Genomic DNA, 18,834 nt, shown 5'->3' with positions numbered 1-18,834 from the left:
TTAAGGTATTTAGTATATTTAATTAAAATTTAAGTTATAAGTAAGTTTAAGAAAGTAAGAGCGTCCATACCCAAGCATCAAGGATTGCGGACCAGCGGAATGGGTTCCCCCGCCAGAACCTCCGTTACCCTGAGTAATCTGCACATTCGTAATATTGAATAAATTACGAGCTCCAACTGTAACTTCAAATTGATTGTTAAAAAATGATTTTCGAACAGAAGCATCCATCCAGCTGTATGGATTAATTTTGTTTAGATAAAATTTAGCATTGCCGTTTTCATCGGTTCCTGTTGCAAATTGCTGTTGTTGTCCGTTGTATTTATAATAAAGTGCAAACAAAGTATTCCATTTTGGAACGTTGTATGAGATGCTGGAGTTCAACTGTAAAGAATACAAAAATTTATCATCTGAGGTAATACCTAACTCTGCTAAATCAAGTTTTTGAGAAATTCCAACTAGAGCAGCTCCAACTTTTACATTCCAGTTTTTATATGCATATTGCTCTGTGGTCGAAATGTTCCACATTTTATATTTGTTGATATTGATATACTTATATTTTGAAGGTGTAATTTGTGTCAATACCAAATCAATTCTGTCATCAACATCTAAAAAAGTCACTGCCAAATTATTAGCAATCTGTCCGCCCGATTTTAAATCGCAAGTTCTTTTAAAACTTACTTCGTACGATGTACTGTTTTCCGGAACCAAATTAGGATTCCCTTGTACGTTGTGATTAGAGTCAACAAAATAAGTATAGAGCTCATCAAAATTTGGAGTACGATATGATTTACCTAATGAAGCTCTTGCTTCTAATCCTTTTTTGAAAAGATATCTCAAACCTAACGAACTAGCGTATTGATCCTTAAAAGTATTTTGAATTGAGTATCGAAGTCCCGGACGAATTGAAAGTTTATCTGATAAGCTAATTTCAGCAACTGTAAAGATGTCGTAATTTTCTAATCTCTTTCTAACATCTACAGACTGTAGTACATTATCTAAAAAAGTTCCCGCTGCACCACTATAAAAGCCATTTTCATTTGTGATTTCATATCCCAATTGAAAATCTACTTTCTTATTGTTGAAGAAATTACTCAATGTTCCTGTAGAATAAAATACTTCTTTAGATTGATATGTAAATCTGTTATTATTAGATTCTTTTTTTGTTTCCAACTGATAATCAAACAATTCAGCATCACGTTCTTGTTTTTGGTGTGATACAGAAACATTATAATTTAATTTGGAAAAAAGTTTTCCGTTGGCATTCAAATGGTGGTAAAAGCGATTTGTTAAATAACGTTTATCTCTTGCAAAAAAAGTTTCCGGAAAAGGGTAATTATCTTGAGGAACTAACACTGGACTGTAAAAATCTACATTTTCTCCGTAGTAATCAAATTTGTAAAAAATCTTGAAATTATCTTTCTGATAGCCGAGCATTGCATTTCCTACCCATTGTTCTTTTGGCAGCCAAGAATATCCTCTCAAATCATCATTAACGATATAATCTTTTCCTTGTTTATCATCATAAAAACCTTCAAAATTATTATGATTCCCACCAATATTAACATACCAGTTATCATTAAATTTATGTCCTACTTTAAGTGACTGAATATGTCTTCCTTTATCATTAAGTGAATATTCATTACCAACTGTTTCTTCCTGAATAGTTGCGCTGATATCCCATTTATTAGACCCGCCTTTCTTTGTAATAATATTTAAGATTCCGGTCACAGCATTTGCTCCATGAGTAACTCCCATTGAACCTTCGATAATCTCGATACGTTCTACATCGTCAAGATTTACCTGTGTTAAATCAACATTAGTTCCCATACCTGTATCACTTACTAATGGTATATTATCAACTAAAATTTTAAAATACTGTGAATCTAATCCGAACATTGAAACCGTCGAACGCCCATCACTACCACTATTCTGAACTGTAATATTTAAGTATTGATTTAAAACATCTGATAGATTATTTGCCGCTAACTGCTTGATATCTTGTTTAGATATTACGCGAACATTAAAAACAGACTTCTTAATAGACTGTGGTTCAATTTGTCCTGTAACAACTACTTCAGAAAGTTTTTCTCGCGATACAATGGTATCTTTTTGCTGTGCAAAAGAAATTTGACAAAAAACAAAAGCTGCAAAAAGGGTAAAATTTATTTTCATTATTTTTATTCAGTCTTAATAATGATGCAAATATATAACTATTTTTATTTGTTCTAAATAAAATTTCTATATTTGCAAAAATTAAAAACAAAACAAAAAATTATGATTTCAAAAAGCCTCTATTTTTCAGCCGTTATGGCTTTGACTTGTGGTCTTGGTTTTAGTCAGGACAAGAAACAACAAGACATTAAATCAATTAAATCAATGTGTGGTTGCTATGAAGTGAAGTTTAATTTTACCGAAACTTTTCAATATCCAAAAGATTCTCTTACTTATAAACCTTCTCAAACTAAACATGAATCTGCTTTAGAATGGGTAGAATTGTTAGAAGACACTCCAAACAAAATTGTAATGCAGCACTTGCTAATTGTTAGTGATGACATGATCATTAAACACTGGAGACAAGATTGGTTATATGAAAATACAGACTTATATACTTTTGACAAAGGTACTTCCTGGAAATATAAAAAATTAGACAAAAAAGCGGTTAAGGGTCAATGGACTCAAAAAGTATTTCAAGTAGATGATAGTCCAAGATATGAAGGATCGTCAACTTGGGTACATGTAGATGGTCAAGATTACTGGGCAAATATTGCAGATGCACCATTACCTAGAAGAGAGCAGACACACCGTAATGACTATAATGTTTTAAAAAGAAGAAACATTCATGAAATTACTGCGACAGGATGGAATCATGAACAAGATAATGATAAACTGATTAGGGATGATAGTGGTAAAGATGTTTTGCTAGCGCAAGAAAAAGGTATGGATGTTTACACTAAAGTACCGGACATTAAATGTATTGCCGGGCAAAAATGGTGGGTAGCAAACAATGCTCTTTGGAAAAACGTTCGCGATAAATGGCAGACTCTTTTTGACAGACATCAAGACTTAAACTTAGAAGCTAAGGTGGATAGAAAAGCACTTTATTCTCTTTTGTTTGATTTAAAACCAACTGCTACCAAAGCAGAAAGTGATGCGATTATCAACAAATTTGTAAAATAAAAAATGGTTGCGTTAGTTGTAAAAAAGCCGATAGTTTTGACTATCGGCTTTTTTTATGCAAAAAAACCGCCCAGAAATGAATCTGAACGGTTTGCCCTTTTATTATTTCAACCAAAAGTTTACTAATTCAAAATAGATAAAATGATAGTAGGGCTATAATCTTACTGTTCAATGTACACTCAAACTAAATCTAGTTTTTGTCCCAGAATAATTTTGTACTTAATTTATCTCCTCCTATTGCTATCGCTGCGGCATTATAATTTGCAGCGTTTAAAGTTTGCTCTCTAATTGGATAAGTCATTCTTGATGGAATCTGCCCTTCTGCAGCGGCATCAGCATTTGATGGCGGAGTAAGCGTTGGGAAATTAAGCCTGCGCGTAGATGTCCATCCTTCGAATCCTCTATTAAATAAAGCATACCATGCTTGTTCTCCAATTTTTTGCTGCCAAGTTCCTGTTGCTGTAGCATAAGCAACTGTCGATTGAGCCAAATAGGTATCTATATTTGTTTTTGATATTCCCCAATCTTCCATAGAAGCAGTAATTGCATTGGTATAATGCATTGCTGCACTTCCGTTTACAGCAATACCTCTTTCTACAGCTTCGGCTAATAAAAATTCAACTTCGGCATAATCCAAATACGTTCCCCTAAAATCCGGTAATTGAATTACATCTCCAATATGGGTAAATTTCCCAAAACTATTTTTACTTCCAATTACTCCTCCTTTATATGGCAGCGGATTACCATTGGCATCTTTTAAATTTTGAGCGAAATAAACTTTTGTTCTGGGATCATTTTTCATTACTAATGCATCGACAAATGGTTTCGCCGGCACAAAATCATGTCTTCCGCCATAAACTAAATCTACATAAAGAGGATTTGTATTAGGTACATTCGTTTGATATGCAATTTTAGCATTATCATCATTTGAAGTAAAAGCACTACTTGATGCCGAAATAATTGCAGCATCTGCAATCGCATCTTCTAATCCTGAAGCTTTAAGATTAATTCCTAATTTTAGTTTTATACTATTAGCAAATTTTACCCATAGAGACAATTTATCACCATAAATTACATCAGCATTCCCAAATCCGGGCTGAGAAACATCTATGTTTGCAATATTATTATCAAGGCGAACGATCAAATCTTTATAGATATCTATGGCCTTATCATATTTAGGTAAATAATTCCCTGATCCCTTGTGAGCTTCAGAATATGGAATATCTCCAAAAGTATCCACAAGAATCTGATAAGAATAAACCATTAAAATATCAATCATTGCAAGTTGATTTTTCTTAATTGCTGTTTTTGCTGCAAATTGAGGATCTGAACTCAAAATAACCTGATTTTCTAAAAATGATTTTGCTTGTATCAAATCTCCAAGCGAGCCATCATCAGTAGTTGTTCCTGCATAAAAAGCTCCCCAATGATTATCAGAAATTTTTCTGGTTGTCCATTGATAAATAGATTCATCTATATAGGTAGTTTCTGTCCATTGTTGGTTTACTAACCTAAAGATGTTTTTATTAACACTTGTATTGACTACTTGTTCTGCTATACCTTTTTCTGCACTTGTAAATAATGAAGCAGCAGGTACTACTGAAGGGTTTTTATCGTCGTTATTTAAGTCTGTCAAATCACTACAAGAAACCGCAAGTAATGCGATACTTAATAAGAAAATTATATTTTTCATGATATTTCTAATATTAAAATTTAAACGTTAAGTTGAATCCTATATCTCTTGTAGTAGGTAATGATCCAACAGAATAACCTCTGGATTTATTTCCTGATGACAATCCACTTTCCGGATCTGCATAAGGCAACTTTTTGCTTATTATCCATAAATTTGAGCCTATTAAACTTAACGTCGCCGCATTTACAAATGTCCCTTCAAACATTTTTTTAGGGAAATTATACGAAATCGAAACTTCTCTTAATTTAACATAAGATGCATCATAAATAAAAGCTTTTACAGGTGCTGCCAAATATCCGTAATTACTAGAATAAGCTCCTGGACCTGTACTAGGCAAATTATTGGTATTTACTGTAGACACTTTATTGGCCGTACCATCTGGAGCAACCCCGGAATTTACAATTCCAATCTCTCTAATATTTCCAACAGCTGTTTCAGGATATAAACCATTAGCCAGACCATAATACATATCTAATGAGAATATATCTCCTCCTTTTTGAGTATCTATTAAGAAACTCATCGCTATATTTTTATACGTAAATTTATTTCTAACTCCGCCAATCCAATCTGGTGTAACATTCCCTATTGTATTGTCTGATGTTTTAGAGATCATGTATTTACCTGTTTTTTGATCTACAGTTGGCTGACCATTTGTATAGATATAATCTGTTCCTTTTATAGATCCATATGCTTCTCCCGGAGTTGCGTTAATTGTCACACCTCCCTGAAAAGATGCTATTTGTAAATTATCAACTCCTTCTGGTAAAGAAACTACCTTACTTTTATTATTTGACCAGTTTACAATTACATCCCAAGTAAAACTTTTAGTTTTTACAGGGGTTCCCATAAGTTGAATTTCTAAACCTCTATTTTCAATATTTCCTCCATTGACCCACGCATTTGTAAATCCTGAACCAGAGGAAACAGCTGCAGATACAATTTGATCAACGGTATTCGTTTTGTAATACGTAACATCTAAACCTAAACGTCTATCAAACATGCTTGTTTCTAAACCAACCTCAAAAGATTTTGTTCGTTCTGGTTTAAGATCCGGGTTGTTATTCGAATTTGGTAACGTATATATAGACTCTCCTCTAAAGTTTGAGCTTCTTGTATATGTATTTTGCAATTTTAAAGGTTCTGCATCATTACCAACTTCGGCATAGTTTACCCTAAATTTTCCTAAGTTCAGCCATTTTTCTTTTACCAAATTAGAAAACAAAAATGATCCCGAGATTGCTGGATAGGTATATGCATTATTTCCTTTTGGCAATGTCGAAGAAACATCTCTTCTAATAGAGGCATCAATAAAATAGGTATCCATATACCCTAAAGATCCTTGAGCATAAATACCATTTACTCCCCAATTCACTTTACTTTCAGTCGGGAAAGGCAATTCATATCTTGAATTAGATAATGCATATATTCCAGGAGTAACTAACCCGCCAATTGTTGAAGACAAAATATTATCTCGACTATCTCTTCTAATATTTGAACCTAAAACTCCGGTCAGGGATAAATTGTCTCCAAATTTTTTATTGAAGTTTAACATAAAATCATAATTGATTTCCTGAAAATTGATATCAAATCTTTGATATCCAGAATTTTCATCAACTGGAGATAATCCAAAACCTGTTGGCGTAGAGCCTACAGCTCTTCTCTCTTCCTGAAGTTGTTTGTAAGTATCTAATGAAACTCTTCCTAAAGCACTTAACCAACTAGTAATTTCGTAGTTAAGAGATGCATAACTAAACAAACGCGTTTTATCATCTGATGAATAATTCTGATAACGAGTAAAGTATGGATTGTCCCAATAAGCTGGAACTAATTTAGCTGCAGTAGGGTCAGCCCAGTTCCATGTAATATTTTGGCCTCCGGATGCGTTGTATACATTTTGCAATTCTTTTACATCAACGTTGGTCTGCCACCATTGTCTAAAAGTTCCCATTATATTATCATTGTAACCTGTAGAATTTCTACCAACAGTATTTTGTAATGTTACGGCTGCATAAGCATTTGCTGTTAATTTGTCTGTTATCTTTTGACTGAATCTTGCACTAAGTTGATTTTTCTTCAACTCACTATTTGGTAAAATTCCGGTTTGAATTGTATTAACATATGACATTGAAAGGCTTGATCTATCTGTAGCTTTCTCAAGTGATATACTGTTTGTACTTGTTAAAGCGGTTTTGAAAAAAGAAATCGGTCCATTTTGAGCCGCACTCCAAGCCGTAGATTGCCCATAATTCTTAGAATACGGGGTAAAAGAATCCCATTGATAAACTTGTTTTCCTGTAAAAGGATCACCATAAGATGCATCATTTGAAGTATCTACTGTAGGAGTTGGATTTTCTGGGTCTAAAAATGAACTACCAAATCCATAACCTGATCCATATTTATTTTGATACTTTGCAAATGTTGATCGATCAACTGTTCCGACTATTAAATTGCTTGAAAAAGTAAAACCTACTTTATTATCTCCCTTTTTTCCTTTTTTAGTGGTAACCATCACAACTCCGTTCGCAGCTCTCGAGCCATACAAAGCTGTAGCTGCTGCTCCTTTCAAAATATTTATGCTTTCAATATCTTCTTGATTAATATCTGATACATTATTACCATAATCATACCCACCTCTACCTTGAGCCTGAGTATTTGTATTTGAATTTGAATTATCAACGGGAACTCCGTCAACAACCCATAAAGCTTGATTGTTTCCTGTTAGAGATTTATTTCCACGAATTACCACATTTGTGGAACCTCCAAAATTTGTATTTCTGGAAACCTCAACACCAGCAGCTTTTCCAGACAGTAGATTCGCAACATTCTGGTTTCCTGCTCCACCATTGACCAAATCTTTTCCTGAAATTTGCTGAGAAGCATAACCTAATGATTTTTTTTCTCTTTTAACACCTAAAGCGGTTGTAACTACAACACCTTCAAGTTCTGTTGCATTATCAATCAATTTAACGTTTACTACAGAAGAATTTGCTGTTATCTCTTGAGTTTTCATCCCGATATAACTAAACACCAAAACTTGATTTGATGCTGCTTGAATAGAATACTTTCCATCAAAATCTGTTTGAGTTCCGGATTTTGTTCCCTTTACTAATACACTTACCCCTGGCAAAGGTATTCCTGCATTATCAGAAACTGTTCCCGTAATTTTTTTTTCTTGCGCATAAGTTAATTGCAACGCAAGAGCAAAGAAAACTACCAAAAATCCTTTTAATTTTTGTTTCATTATTATTATTATATTTAGTTAAGAGGCGCAACTTATCAAAAAATAATAATTTTAACAAGAATAATACGTTATTTAACATAAATAAAAATAAGAATTTAATTACTTTTACATAAAACTAAATGAGCTAAACAACTCAAAATCAACACAAAAAAAATTAAAAGCAGTGCAGAAAAAAGTAAGAAAAATTTCCTAGAAATAAAATTCAAAGAAAAACTTAATATCAAGGCAATTTTTCAATTTTCTCAATATTTTAATTATGTTTTTTCCTAAACAGATTTAACACGTTTCAGTCCATAAAAAAAGCCGATAGTACTTAAACTATCGGCTTTCAACTATTTTTATATGTAATTTAAAATTTGAATTAATATTACATAAATATTATTTATAACAAAGTATTATTTTGCTTCAACACATTCAGAATAAGTAATGATGTGTTTCGTCAAATCTGTCCATTTTGGCTCAGGGTTTCCAGAAATTACTTTCTCACAACTTCCCCATAAAGGAGTAAACTCTTTTTTGTAATCTTTTTTCTTCAATAAAAATGCTGGTGAATCTTTTTTAGCTACATAATATGATTTTGCATCTCCCCCAACAAATTTTACACCACCAACTCCCAAAGAAGTAGTTTCTTTAGCATAAGGATCACAGTATACTTTGAAGTCTTTACTAAAAGAAGGATTAAGAAGCTGCATTAACAACTTGCTGTTTTTCTTTTTTATTTTCACATCTGCAGTTTCGAAATAAGCATAACCTTGATTTAAGAAATCTTGATTTAACTTATCATCATTCCATTTTTTGAAATCTTCAAGAAAATTTAATTTCTTACCTAAGTTATCCAATCCACTTGGTGGTAAGTACATAAATTTAATATCTTCTGGTTTTAATTTATGTTTTTTTCCAGCACCATCTTGTAATTTAATAAACTCAATTAATCCTTTGTCTCTATCAATATCTTTGATAGTTCCATTGATTTCAGTTCCATCAGCCAAAGTAATATAGGCAGTTTTACTGTGTGAGAATCCATAAGAAGGTGAAATCAAATCTTGTGCATTAATTGTGCAGCATACTAAAAGAAGTACTAGTAATAAAAAGGGCTTTTTAATCATTGTTTTTTGGTTTAAAATTTTGCCTACTCTTACGATTTTCAGCTTCCTCGACAATTTTTATTGGAAAATAAATAACAGAATATGAGTATTTAAAGACTCTCAGTTCTAATTTTTACAAATATTTTTCTTACTGTAAACATAGTTATAAAAACGAAATTTCCAAATCTTAATTTATTTTTTTTACACGAAAAATCAGGTGAAAATCCGATAACCTTTACTTAATAATTACTTCATTTCGGGATGACAAGCATAACTTGCAAAAGCTAAACTCAGCAAAACACTATTTTGCATCCATAAAAAAAGAGCCAATAATTATACAATTATTGACTCTTGATTTGTTATTATTTTTAGCTGAAATTTACATTCTTTCAGGAACTTCGATTCCTAACAGCGTAAATGCTGACTTTATTACCTCAGCAACTTTTTGAGAAAGCTGCACTCTGAATATTTTTTTTGTCAAATCTACCTCTCCTAAAATATGAACTGATTGATAGAATGAGTTGTATTCTTTCACCAAGTCATATGTATAATTAGCGATTAAAGCCGGACTATGATTTTGAGCTGCATTTTGAATTACTTCAGGGAAAAGTTCGATTTGTTTTACCAATTCTTTTTCTTTTTCGTGTAGCTCTTCAGTATTTGTTTCTGCAGAAAAATCGAAATCTGATTTACGGATAATAGACTGAATTCTCGCGTATGTATATTGAATAAACGGACCTGTATTTCCAGCAAAATCAACAGATTCTTCAGGATTAAACAAAATACGTTTTTTAGGATCTACTTTTAATATGTAGTATTTTAGAGCACCAAGACCAATTGTTTTATACAATTTTGCTTTTTCATCAGCAGAATAGCTATCTAATTTTCCTAAATCTTCTGAAATTTGTTGTGCAGTATCTGTCATATCCTGCATCAAATCATCTGCATCTACAACAGTTCCTTCACGGCTTTTCATTTTTCCTGATGGTAAATCAACCATTCCGTATGATAAATGATACAAGCTAGAAGCCCAATCAAAACCTAATTTTTTCAGAATTAAGAATAATACTTTAAAGTGATAATCTTGTTCGTTTCCAACAGTATAAACCATTCCGCCAACATCCGGCATGTCTTTTACACGTTGAATCGCTGTCCCGATATCTTGTGTCATATAAACTGCAGTTCCGTCTGAACGCAAAACAATTTTACGATCCAGACCTTCATCTGTCAAATCTATCCAAACTGAACCGTCAGGATCTTTTTCGAAAACTCCTTTGTCAAGACCTACCTGAACAACATCTTTTCCTAATAAATAAGTGTTGCTTTCGTAGTAATATTTATCAAAATTAACTCCAAGATTTTTATATGTTGTTTCAAAACCAGCATAAACCCATTGGTTCATTTTTTTCCAAAGTGAAATAACTTTTTCATCTCCAGCTTCCCATTTTTGAAGCATTTCTTGCGCTTCAATAATAATTGGCGCTTGTTTTTTAGCTTCTTCTTCGGTTTTTCCAGTTTCTATTAATTGAGAAATTTCAGCTTTATAAGCTTTATCAAACTCAACATAATATTTACCAACTAATTTGTCTCCTTTTAATCCTGAACTATCTGGAGTTTCTCCATTTCCAAACTTTTCCCAAGCCAGCATCGATTTGCAAATATGAATTCCGCGATCGTTGATAATTTGAGTTTTATACACTTTTTTACCCGAAGCTTTAATAATTTCAGCAACAGAATATCCTAACAAATTGTTACGAACGTGACCTAAGTGCAAAGGTTTATTAGTGTTTGGCGAAGAATATTCGACCATTATTGCTTTCTCTTCAGGATTTGGAGTTACATATCCAAACTTAGTATTGTCTTTTATTCCATTAAAGAAATTCAAATAATAACTATCGGCAATTACAATATTCAAGAAACCTGAAACGACATTAAAACGTGCTACTTCAGGAAGATTCTCAACTAAATAATTTCCAATTTTATTTCCTAATTCTACAGGATTGCTTTTAATCACTTTTAGTAATGGAAAAATCACCATTGTAATATCTCCTTCAAACTCTTTTCGGGTAGTTTGAAATTCGATTTTATCAACAGTAACATCAAATAATGCTTGTATTGCTTTTTGTATAGAAGGAGTAAGAATTTGTGATAATGACATGTAAACTTATTTTTAAAGAGTGCAAAGATACTGCTTATTCATCAATTACAGAAAATGAAAAACATATAAAATACAACAAAACAATTAGAAATTGCTAAAAAGGATTTTGTTTTGATTGCAAAAATTATCAAAAAATTAAAACGCTAATCTGTTAAAACACAGCGCTTCTTAAAAAAAATATAATATTTTTTATTTTTTCCTGTAACATATCGATGATAAAAGAGTCTTAATAAGAACTTTGAATTCATTTAAAGCGAAAAAAAAATCTAACAAAACAATCACCATCATCAATCAAATCAAAAAAATCAATTCACTACAATTATGAAATTAAAATTCTTTCTGTTCGCATTACTGGGTGTAATTGCAACAGCACAGGCCCAGAACGCGGGATCGGTCTCTGGAAAAATTACCGAAAAATCGAATAATGCACCTATTTCTTATGCAACTGTTTCAATAAAAGATAACGGAAAAGTAGTTTCAGGAGTGAACACTGATGATAATGGTACTTTTACAATCAAAAACTTAGCATTAAAAAGTTATACAGTAGAAATTCAATATATTGGTTTTAGAAAATATATTGGATCAATTATTTTAAGTGACAATAAAAAAACAGCTACAATTAATGTTTCTCTTGAAGAAGAAGCGACACAACTTAAAGGTGTAAATATTGTAAGTGACCGCTCAACAATAGAACAAAAAATTGACCGAAAAGTAATTACTGTCGGAAAAGATTTAACGACTGCAGGAGCTTCGGCATCTGACATTATGAACAACATTCCATCTGTTAACGTAGATCAGGACGGAAAACTTTCACTTCGTGGAAATGACAATGTACGTGTATTAATTGACGGAAGACCTTCGAATATTGATCCTGCACAATTGTTAAAACAAATTCCATCAACTTCTATCAAAAAAATTGAGTTGATTACGAATCCTAGTGCAAAATACAATCCGGAGGGAATGTCCGGAATCATCAATATCGTTTTACATAAAAACTCAAACACTGGTTTTAACGGAAGTTACAGTGGCGGAATTACTTTTGGAGAAACGGCTAAATACAATCAATCTTTAAACTTGAATTACAAAACCGGAAAAGTAAACTTCTTTGGAAATGTGGGACAAAACTTCGGAACGTATTATAATGACGGTTTCATAAAAAGATTTGATCCAAACGTTGTTCAGAAAATCGATGTTGTAAACGATAATGATTCCTATTTATATAAAATTGGAATGGATTATTTAATTGACGATCATAATACATTATCATTCTATACCAATCAAAATAAATCGAACGGAAAAGGATTTGTTGATACTGGTATTGATTACGATAACGTAACCGGTTCTGATGTAGCCAGTATTTTTCAAAAATCGAAATATTCAGGACCAGACCAAGTTGGAACTTATAATTTAGCGTACAAACACATCTTTAAAAAAGAAGGTCATACTTTAGATTTCGAAGGAAACTACAGTGACAATAAAGACACTCAGTATTCTACTTTTGATACTCAAACAATAAATAACGACAATACCCAAAATAATGTTGTTTATGATGATTATATTAAAGGAACACGTAAACTGACTACTCTGAATGTTGATTACGTAAATCCATTAAACGACAAAACGACTCTTGAAGCTGGTGCAGAAGCAAGAATTACTAAAACTGATAATTATTACCTAACAGGAAACCCTCTTGCAGCGCTTCCAGTTTCTAATTATACTTATGACACTGATATTTATTCAGCTTATGTAACATTTGGTCAGAAATTTAAAAAATTCAGTTACCAATTAGGAACTCGTTTTGAAAGCTATAAAGTAGCGGCAAACTTGAATCAAGGTCTTGAGAAATTCAACGATGATTATATCACTTTATATCCATCAGCTTATTTTACTTATAACCTGACTGAGAAAAACACTTTGCAATTTAGCTACAGCCGTCGTGTTGACCGTCCTAGTTTAGAGCAAACTAAACCTATTCGTGAATTTTCTACTCCGTTAGTGACTTCATTAGGAAATCCTGAATTACGACCTCAGTTTACTAATTCGGTTGAAATAAATTACACTAGAACTCTTGAAAAAGGAAGTTTTACTACAGGTGTTTTTTATAGAAGCATTAATGACCAAATTAGTAGAATTTTATATCCAGACGATACAGACCCAACTGGTAACAAGCAAATCTTGACGTATACAAACTACGATCATAATACATCTTATGGTTTTGAAGTTTCTTTTAACTACAAAATCACAAAATGGTGGGATATTTCACCATCTATTGATTTCTCAAGTATCAATCAGCAAGGTGTTGTATTTGCATACGATCCTGTAACGCAAACAAGTAGTCCACTTGAAAGAAAAGTTACTGTTGCTGCATTTAATGGCCGTATGAACTCAAACTTTAAAGCAAACAAACGTTTAAGCTTCTTATTATTTGGTTTTTACAGAGGTGGAGTTGATGGTCTGCAAAATAACAGTAAAGAAATGTACAAAATGGACATTGGTTCACGTTATACATTATTAGACAACAAAATGAATATTAGTTTACGTTTTAATGACGTTTTCAATACTATGAAATATTCGTTTGATTCGATGTATCCTTATGCACATGAAGGACAATTTAAATGGGAAAGTCAAACGGTTTATTTAGGTTTAACGTATAATTTTGGTGGTGGAAAAATCAAAAATTTACAACGTAAACAAAGAGAAGATAACACTAGTAAAGCTAGCGGTGGTGGAATGTTTTAATCCCGCTTTTATTAGTAGATTTTAATAGTTCTTGTAGAAAAGAAAAGCCTGGAGTTTGCCAACTCCAGGCTTTTTTATTTTTATATCGATTTATAAAAAATTTCGCAATTCTTTAATTTCTTCCGGATTTGCGGTTTCAGTATTATCTGTTATAGCTGACGAATGATAAAATGTTGGTTCTAGTTTTGATTGCAATAATTTAATATTTGAAGATCGCAAACCTCCTCCAGGCATAATTTCGATTCTGTCTTTGGCTAGCTTCTGAATCATTTCTAAATCTGAAATTCCCTCTTCAACATTTTTCCCTCTCCCAGAAGTTAGAATAGTTTGAAAACCACATTCAATAACATCTTCAAGAGATTGCTCAATATCATTTACCACATCAAATGCACGATGAAAAGTACATGAAAGCGGAGTCGCTAAATCAACTAATTCCTGATTTTGTTTTTTATTGACACTCCCATCAGGATTTAATATACCGAACACAAAACCATCAACACCTAATTTCTTCAAGTGTTTTATGTCTTGTTTCATTTCGACAAATTCTTCATCATTATAAACAAAATCCTCTCCACGAGGTCTGATTATAACATGCATTTTAATTGATAATTTTTCACGAACTCTTACTGCCAAAACTGCATTTGGTGTTGTTCCTCCGAGTTGCATATTTGCGCATAACTCAATTCTGTCTGCACCACTTTCTTGAGCAATTACCGCCGATTCGTAATTGAAACAAGCTATTTCAAGTTGATTTTTTTTCATTATAATTTATTTTTTTCACAATTTGTCATTCCTGACTGACTAGTTTGTCATTTCGACGTGAGGAGAAATCACAACAGAAATTCCACAATCAAAATCCGTAATCTTTGCCGAGTCAGAAGTGTGATTTCTCCTCACGTCGAAATGACAAAAAGCGAAGTAATCCAATACGAAAGTATAAAAAAACCTGCTCTAAAAAAGAGCAGGCTTTGAAATATAATGCAAGATGAATTAATTTACCATTTAATAATAGCACTCGCCCAAGTAAAACCACTACCAAAAGCAGCCAGAACAACTGTATCTCCTGATTTGATTTTTCCTTGCTCCCAAGCTTCCGTCAAAGCGATTGGAATAGAGGCTGCAGTTGTGTTTCCGTATTTCTGGATATTATTATGAACTTGATCATCACTCAATTTGAATTTATTCTGAATGAATTGCGAAATTCTCAAATTTGCCTGGTGCGGAATCAACATATCAATATCTGAAACTTGTAAACCGTTTGCTTCTAAACCTTCATTTATTACCTCTGCAAAACGAACTACTGCATTTTTAAATACAAATTGTCCATTCATATACGGATAATAACTTTCGTCATTCGGGTCGTTATCTGCTAAAATATCAGTTACCCAACGTGCTCCCATTCCTGGTGCCTGCAAAGCTAATTCTTCGGCATGTTGTCCTTCTGAATGTAAATGTGTCGATAAAATTCCTTTTGTCAAATCTTCTTCACGACTTAAAACTGCCGCTCCTGCTCCATCACCAAAAATCACAGAAACTCCACGGCCACGAGTAGTCATATCTAATCCTGTAGAATGCACTTCTGATCCAATCACCAAAATGTTTTTATACATTCCGGTTTTAATATATTGATCTGCAACTGAAATTGCATAAACAAAACCAGAACATTGATTTCTTACATCTAATGCTCCTACAGTTCTTAATCCCAAATCACGCTGTACTAAAACTCCGGGACCTGGAAAATAGTAATCCGGACTTAATGTAGCAAAAACTACAAAATCAATATCTTCTTTGGCTACGCCAGAACGTTCTATTGCAATTTTAGCTGCTTTTACTCCCATTGTAGTTGTGGTGTCTTCTCCACGAATGATATGTCTGCGCTCTTGAATTCCAGTTCGCTCTTGAATCCATTCATCATTGGTATCAATAATCTTAGACAAATCATCGTTGGTCACAACATTTGAAGGAACATAATATCCTAAGCCCGCTATTTTTGAATGATACATATTCTTTTATTATTTGTTAAAAAATTGGAATGCAAATTTAAGTATACTTTAAAACATTAACGTCCAAATTAGTGTTTTTTTCGTAATTGACAATTTAATATACTTCAATTATACATCGAATTACGATCATTTGCATTTCGAAAAACCAGTTTTCATACCTAAACAATGAAAAGTATGAAAAATAACGCATAAAATGTAACAAGATTGAAGTACTTTAGTCAAACATTATGAAAACCATTTTTTAAACCCCTAAAATTCAAATTATGAAATTAAAGGTTACACTACTCTTATTTCTAAATATTGGCTTTTTTGCCTTTGCTCAAGAAAATCTTACGTATCAAAAACCATCTAAATCTATCTTAGATTTAGCAGATTACGAAAGAGCTCCAACTGTGTCTATGGATACAAAAAAAGAGAATATGTTATTGATGTATAGAAATACATACAAAACTTTAGACGATTTAAATCAGGAAGAACTTCGTTTAGGTGGATTGAGAATTAATCCTGTAACAAATATTTCAAGCACCGCAACTTACACAATCAATCTTAAATTAAGAAAAATTAGTGGTAAGGAAGAAATTCAGGTTTCAGGTTTGCCTAATAATCCTAAAATCACCAATATTCTATGGTCTCCAAATGACAAGAAAATTTTGTTTTCGCATACTACAAACTCAGGTGTTGAACTATGGGTACTAGATGTTGCAACTGCAAAAGCCAACAAACTTACAGAAGCCACTGTAAATGCAAATCTTGGAAATCCGTTTACCTGGCTTTCAGATAACGAAACGATTTTGGTAAAAATGTTGCCAAAAAACAGACCTGCTTTGTTAGATGCTAAAAAAGATTTACCAACTGGTCCAATTGTATCTAATACTTCTGGAGAAAAATCTCAAAATAGAACGTATCCAGATATGTTGAAAAACAAAAATGACGAAACTAATTTTGAAAACATTATTACATCTGAATTATATAAAATCAATATAAACGGAACTGCAACATTATTTAAAGAAGCTGCTATGTACGCAGGGGAAAGATTTTCTCCTGATGGTAATTACGTAATGTTAACGACTATTCAGAAGCCATTTTCATATGTTGTCCCTTTTAATAGATTTCCATCTCGAACAGTTGTTTATGATGCGAGAGGAAAAGAAATTAAAATCGTTAACGAAGTTCCTTTAAATGAAATAATCCCAAAAGGTTTTATGGCTGTTAGAAAAGGAAAAAGAGAAATGAGCTGGAGAAATGACAAACCGGCAACTTTATCTTATGTTGTAGCTTTAGATGAGGGTAACCCTTCAAATAAAGTAGATTTTAGAGATGAAGTTTTTCTATGGGAGGCTCCTTTTACAAATGATGCAACTACATTAGTAAAGCTACCTCAACGCTATAGCTATATTACTTGGGGTAACGATAATATTGCTTTTATTACTGACGAATGGTATGATACTCGTAACACTAAAACATATTTAATCAATCCGTCAAATTCAGGGCAGCAGCCAAAAGTAATTACAGATAGAAATCAACAAGATGTTTATTCAGATCCAGGAACTTTTGAGACTAAAAAGAATGAATACAATAGAAATGTTTTAGCGATCGAAAAAGACAATGCTTACCGAATTGGTGACGGATACACAAAAGAAGGACAATTCCCTTTTATTGACGAATTCAATTTAAAAACATTACAATCAAAACGTATCTACACTTCTACTTATAAAGATAAAAAAGAAGATTTGTTAGAAATCGAAGATTTTAAAACCGGCAAAGTTCTGGTTCAGATTCAGTCTAAGAGTGAATATCCAAATTATTATTTTAGAAATATTAAAAAACAAAACAGCTTAACGCCAATTACTTCTTTCAAAAATCCATTTGAAAGTATTAAAAATGTGAGTAAAGAAGTAATCAAATACAAACGTAAAGATGGCGTTGAACTTTCAGGAACTTTATATTTACCTGCAGGTTATGACAAAGCAAAAAAAGAAAAACTGCCTCTATTAATTTGGGCTTATCCAGCTGAATATAAAGACAGAAACAGTGCGGGACAATCGACTCAAAACTCAAATGAATTCACTTTTCCTTATTATGGATCATTTGTTTATTGGGTAACTAAAGGGTACGTTGTTTTAGATGATGCCGCTTTTCCTATTATTGGAGAAGGAAAGACAGAACCAAATGACAATTTTATTTCTCAATTAGTAGACAATGCTGCAGCTGCAATTGATGCTGTTGATGCTCTGGGATATATTAACCGTAAAAAAGTAGCCGTTGGAGGACATTCTTACGGAGCTTTCATGACAGCAAATCTATTGACTCATTCTAATCTTTTTGCTTGCGGAATCGCCAGAAGTGGTGCTTACAACAGAACGTTAACTCCTTTTGGTTTTCAAACCGAACAACGTAACTATTGGGAAGTTCCTGAAGTTTACACTACAATGTCTCCATTCATGAGTGCAGACAAAATGAAAACACCTCTTTTATTAGTTCATGGTGAAGCTGACAATAATCCTGGAACTTTTACTTTGCAAACAGAACGTTATTATCAGGCTTTAAAAGGCTTGGGAGCAAATGCAAGAATGGTGATTTTACCTAAAGAAGCTCACAGTTATGTTGCCAAAGAAAACATTTTACACTTACTTTGGGAACAAGATCAATTTTTAGAAAAGTATTTAAAAAACTAGATTACCCCAAATTCAGTATAAAAATAAACCCGACAGATTTCAATATCTGTCGGGTTTACTTTT

Annotated in this window: 10 protein-coding genes; 3 read left to right on the top strand and 7 right to left on the bottom strand. The window is 32.5% G+C overall.

The genetic code is table 11. The features are described from left to right. Window positions 1-18: 18 nt before the first annotated feature. On the bottom strand, window positions 19-2,172 hold the full coding sequence (locus ACHRVZ_RS14415) for a TonB-dependent receptor plug domain-containing protein (RefSeq protein ID WP_395423287.1): 2,154 nt from the start codon (window positions 2,170-2,172) through the stop codon (window positions 19-21). Window positions 2,173-2,274: 102 nt separating this feature from the next. Between ACHRVZ_RS14415 and ACHRVZ_RS14410 the strand changes: the two genes are divergently transcribed. After that, window positions 2,275-3,177, top strand: coding sequence for a DUF6607 family protein (locus ACHRVZ_RS14410; protein ID WP_395423285.1), 903 nt, complete (start codon window positions 2,275-2,277; stop codon window positions 3,175-3,177). Window positions 3,178-3,367: 190 nt separating this feature from the next. Here ACHRVZ_RS14410 and ACHRVZ_RS14405 read toward each other — a convergent pair whose 3' ends face one another. The 4 genes from ACHRVZ_RS14405 to argS form a co-directional block, all read right to left on the bottom strand. Further along, window positions 3,368-4,870 carry a SusD/RagB family nutrient-binding outer membrane lipoprotein gene (locus ACHRVZ_RS14405; protein ID WP_395423284.1) on the bottom strand — a complete coding sequence of 501 codons (1,503 nt, stop codon included), beginning with the start codon at window positions 4,868-4,870 and terminating at the stop codon, window positions 3,368-3,370. A 13-nt stretch (window positions 4,871-4,883) separates the two neighbouring features. Next, window positions 4,884-8,111, bottom strand: coding sequence for a SusC/RagA family TonB-linked outer membrane protein (locus ACHRVZ_RS14400; protein ID WP_395423283.1), 3,228 nt, complete (start codon window positions 8,109-8,111; stop codon window positions 4,884-4,886). Window positions 8,112-8,506: 395 nt separating this feature from the next. Then, window positions 8,507-9,217: a hypothetical protein gene (locus ACHRVZ_RS14395; protein ID WP_395423281.1), complete on the bottom strand. Its 711-nt coding sequence runs from the start codon at window positions 9,215-9,217 to the stop codon at window positions 8,507-8,509. Window positions 9,218-9,575: 358 nt separating this feature from the next. Next, window positions 9,576-11,354 (bottom strand): arginine--tRNA ligase, encoded by a 1,779-nt coding sequence (gene argS, locus ACHRVZ_RS14390; protein WP_395423279.1) that lies wholly within the window; start codon window positions 11,352-11,354, stop codon window positions 9,576-9,578. 321 nt (window positions 11,355-11,675) lie between these two features. On the opposite strand from argS, the gene ACHRVZ_RS14385 reads away from it, so the two are divergent. Continuing rightward, the gene (locus ACHRVZ_RS14385) at window positions 11,676-14,093 is read left to right on the top strand and encodes a TonB-dependent receptor domain-containing protein (protein WP_395423277.1); all 2,418 of its coding nucleotides are present in this window, start codon (window positions 11,676-11,678) and stop codon (window positions 14,091-14,093) included. Between the two features lie 90 nt (window positions 14,094-14,183). Here the strand turns inward: ACHRVZ_RS14385 and ACHRVZ_RS14380 are convergent, their stop codons facing one another. Together ACHRVZ_RS14380 and ACHRVZ_RS14375 are read right to left on the bottom strand one after the other, a co-directional pair. Further along, window positions 14,184-14,855, bottom strand: coding sequence for a copper homeostasis protein CutC (locus tag ACHRVZ_RS14380; RefSeq protein ID WP_395423275.1), 672 nt, complete (start codon window positions 14,853-14,855; stop codon window positions 14,184-14,186). A 233-nt stretch (window positions 14,856-15,088) separates the two neighbouring features. Next, window positions 15,089-16,096 carry a 3-oxoacyl-ACP synthase III family protein gene (locus ACHRVZ_RS14375; RefSeq protein ID WP_041519914.1) on the bottom strand — a complete coding sequence of 336 codons (1,008 nt, stop codon included), beginning with the start codon at window positions 16,094-16,096 and terminating at the stop codon, window positions 15,089-15,091. A gap of 263 nt (window positions 16,097-16,359) precedes the next feature. Here ACHRVZ_RS14375 and ACHRVZ_RS14370 point away from each other — a divergent pair, with 263 nt between their 5' ends. Then, on the top strand, window positions 16,360-18,771 hold the full coding sequence (locus ACHRVZ_RS14370; protein ID WP_395423273.1) for a prolyl oligopeptidase family serine peptidase: 2,412 nt from the start codon (window positions 16,360-16,362) through the stop codon (window positions 18,769-18,771). Window positions 18,772-18,834: the final 63 nt, after the last annotated feature.

This window comes from Flavobacterium sp. FlaQc-57 (assembly GCF_044007395.1).
In the GTDB taxonomy this organism is placed as follows: Bacteria; Bacteroidota; Bacteroidia; order Flavobacteriales; family Flavobacteriaceae; genus Flavobacterium.
The sequence above is the reverse complement of the archived record's forward strand: the minus strand, read 5'-3'. Positions and strand labels throughout refer to the sequence as shown.

Excerpts from the sequence above, each read along its gene's own strand:
- argS (WP_395423279.1), bottom strand. The coding sequence starts at position 11,354 with ATGTCATTATCACAAATTCTTACTCCTTCTATACAAAAAGCAATACAA.
- ACHRVZ_RS14395 (WP_395423281.1), bottom strand. The coding sequence starts at position 9,217 with ATGATTAAAAAGCCCTTTTTATTACTAGTACTTCTTTTAGTATGCTGC.
- ACHRVZ_RS14400 (WP_395423283.1), bottom strand. The coding sequence starts at position 8,111 with ATGAAACAAAAATTAAAAGGATTTTTGGTAGTTTTCTTTGCTCTTGCG.
- ACHRVZ_RS14375 (WP_041519914.1), bottom strand. The coding sequence starts at position 16,096 with ATGTATCATTCAAAAATAGCGGGCTTAGGATATTATGTTCCTTCAAAT.
- ACHRVZ_RS14410 (WP_395423285.1), top strand. The coding sequence starts at position 2,275 with ATGATTTCAAAAAGCCTCTATTTTTCAGCCGTTATGGCTTTGACTTGT.
- ACHRVZ_RS14380 (WP_395423275.1), bottom strand. The coding sequence starts at position 14,855 with ATGAAAAAAAATCAACTTGAAATAGCTTGTTTCAATTACGAATCGGCG.
- ACHRVZ_RS14405 (WP_395423284.1), bottom strand. The coding sequence starts at position 4,870 with ATGAAAAATATAATTTTCTTATTAAGTATCGCATTACTTGCGGTTTCT.
- ACHRVZ_RS14385 (WP_395423277.1), top strand. The coding sequence starts at position 11,676 with ATGAAATTAAAATTCTTTCTGTTCGCATTACTGGGTGTAATTGCAACA.
- ACHRVZ_RS14415 (WP_395423287.1), bottom strand. The coding sequence starts at position 2,172 with ATGAAAATAAATTTTACCCTTTTTGCAGCTTTTGTTTTTTGTCAAATT.
- ACHRVZ_RS14370 (WP_395423273.1), top strand. The coding sequence starts at position 16,360 with ATGAAATTAAAGGTTACACTACTCTTATTTCTAAATATTGGCTTTTTT.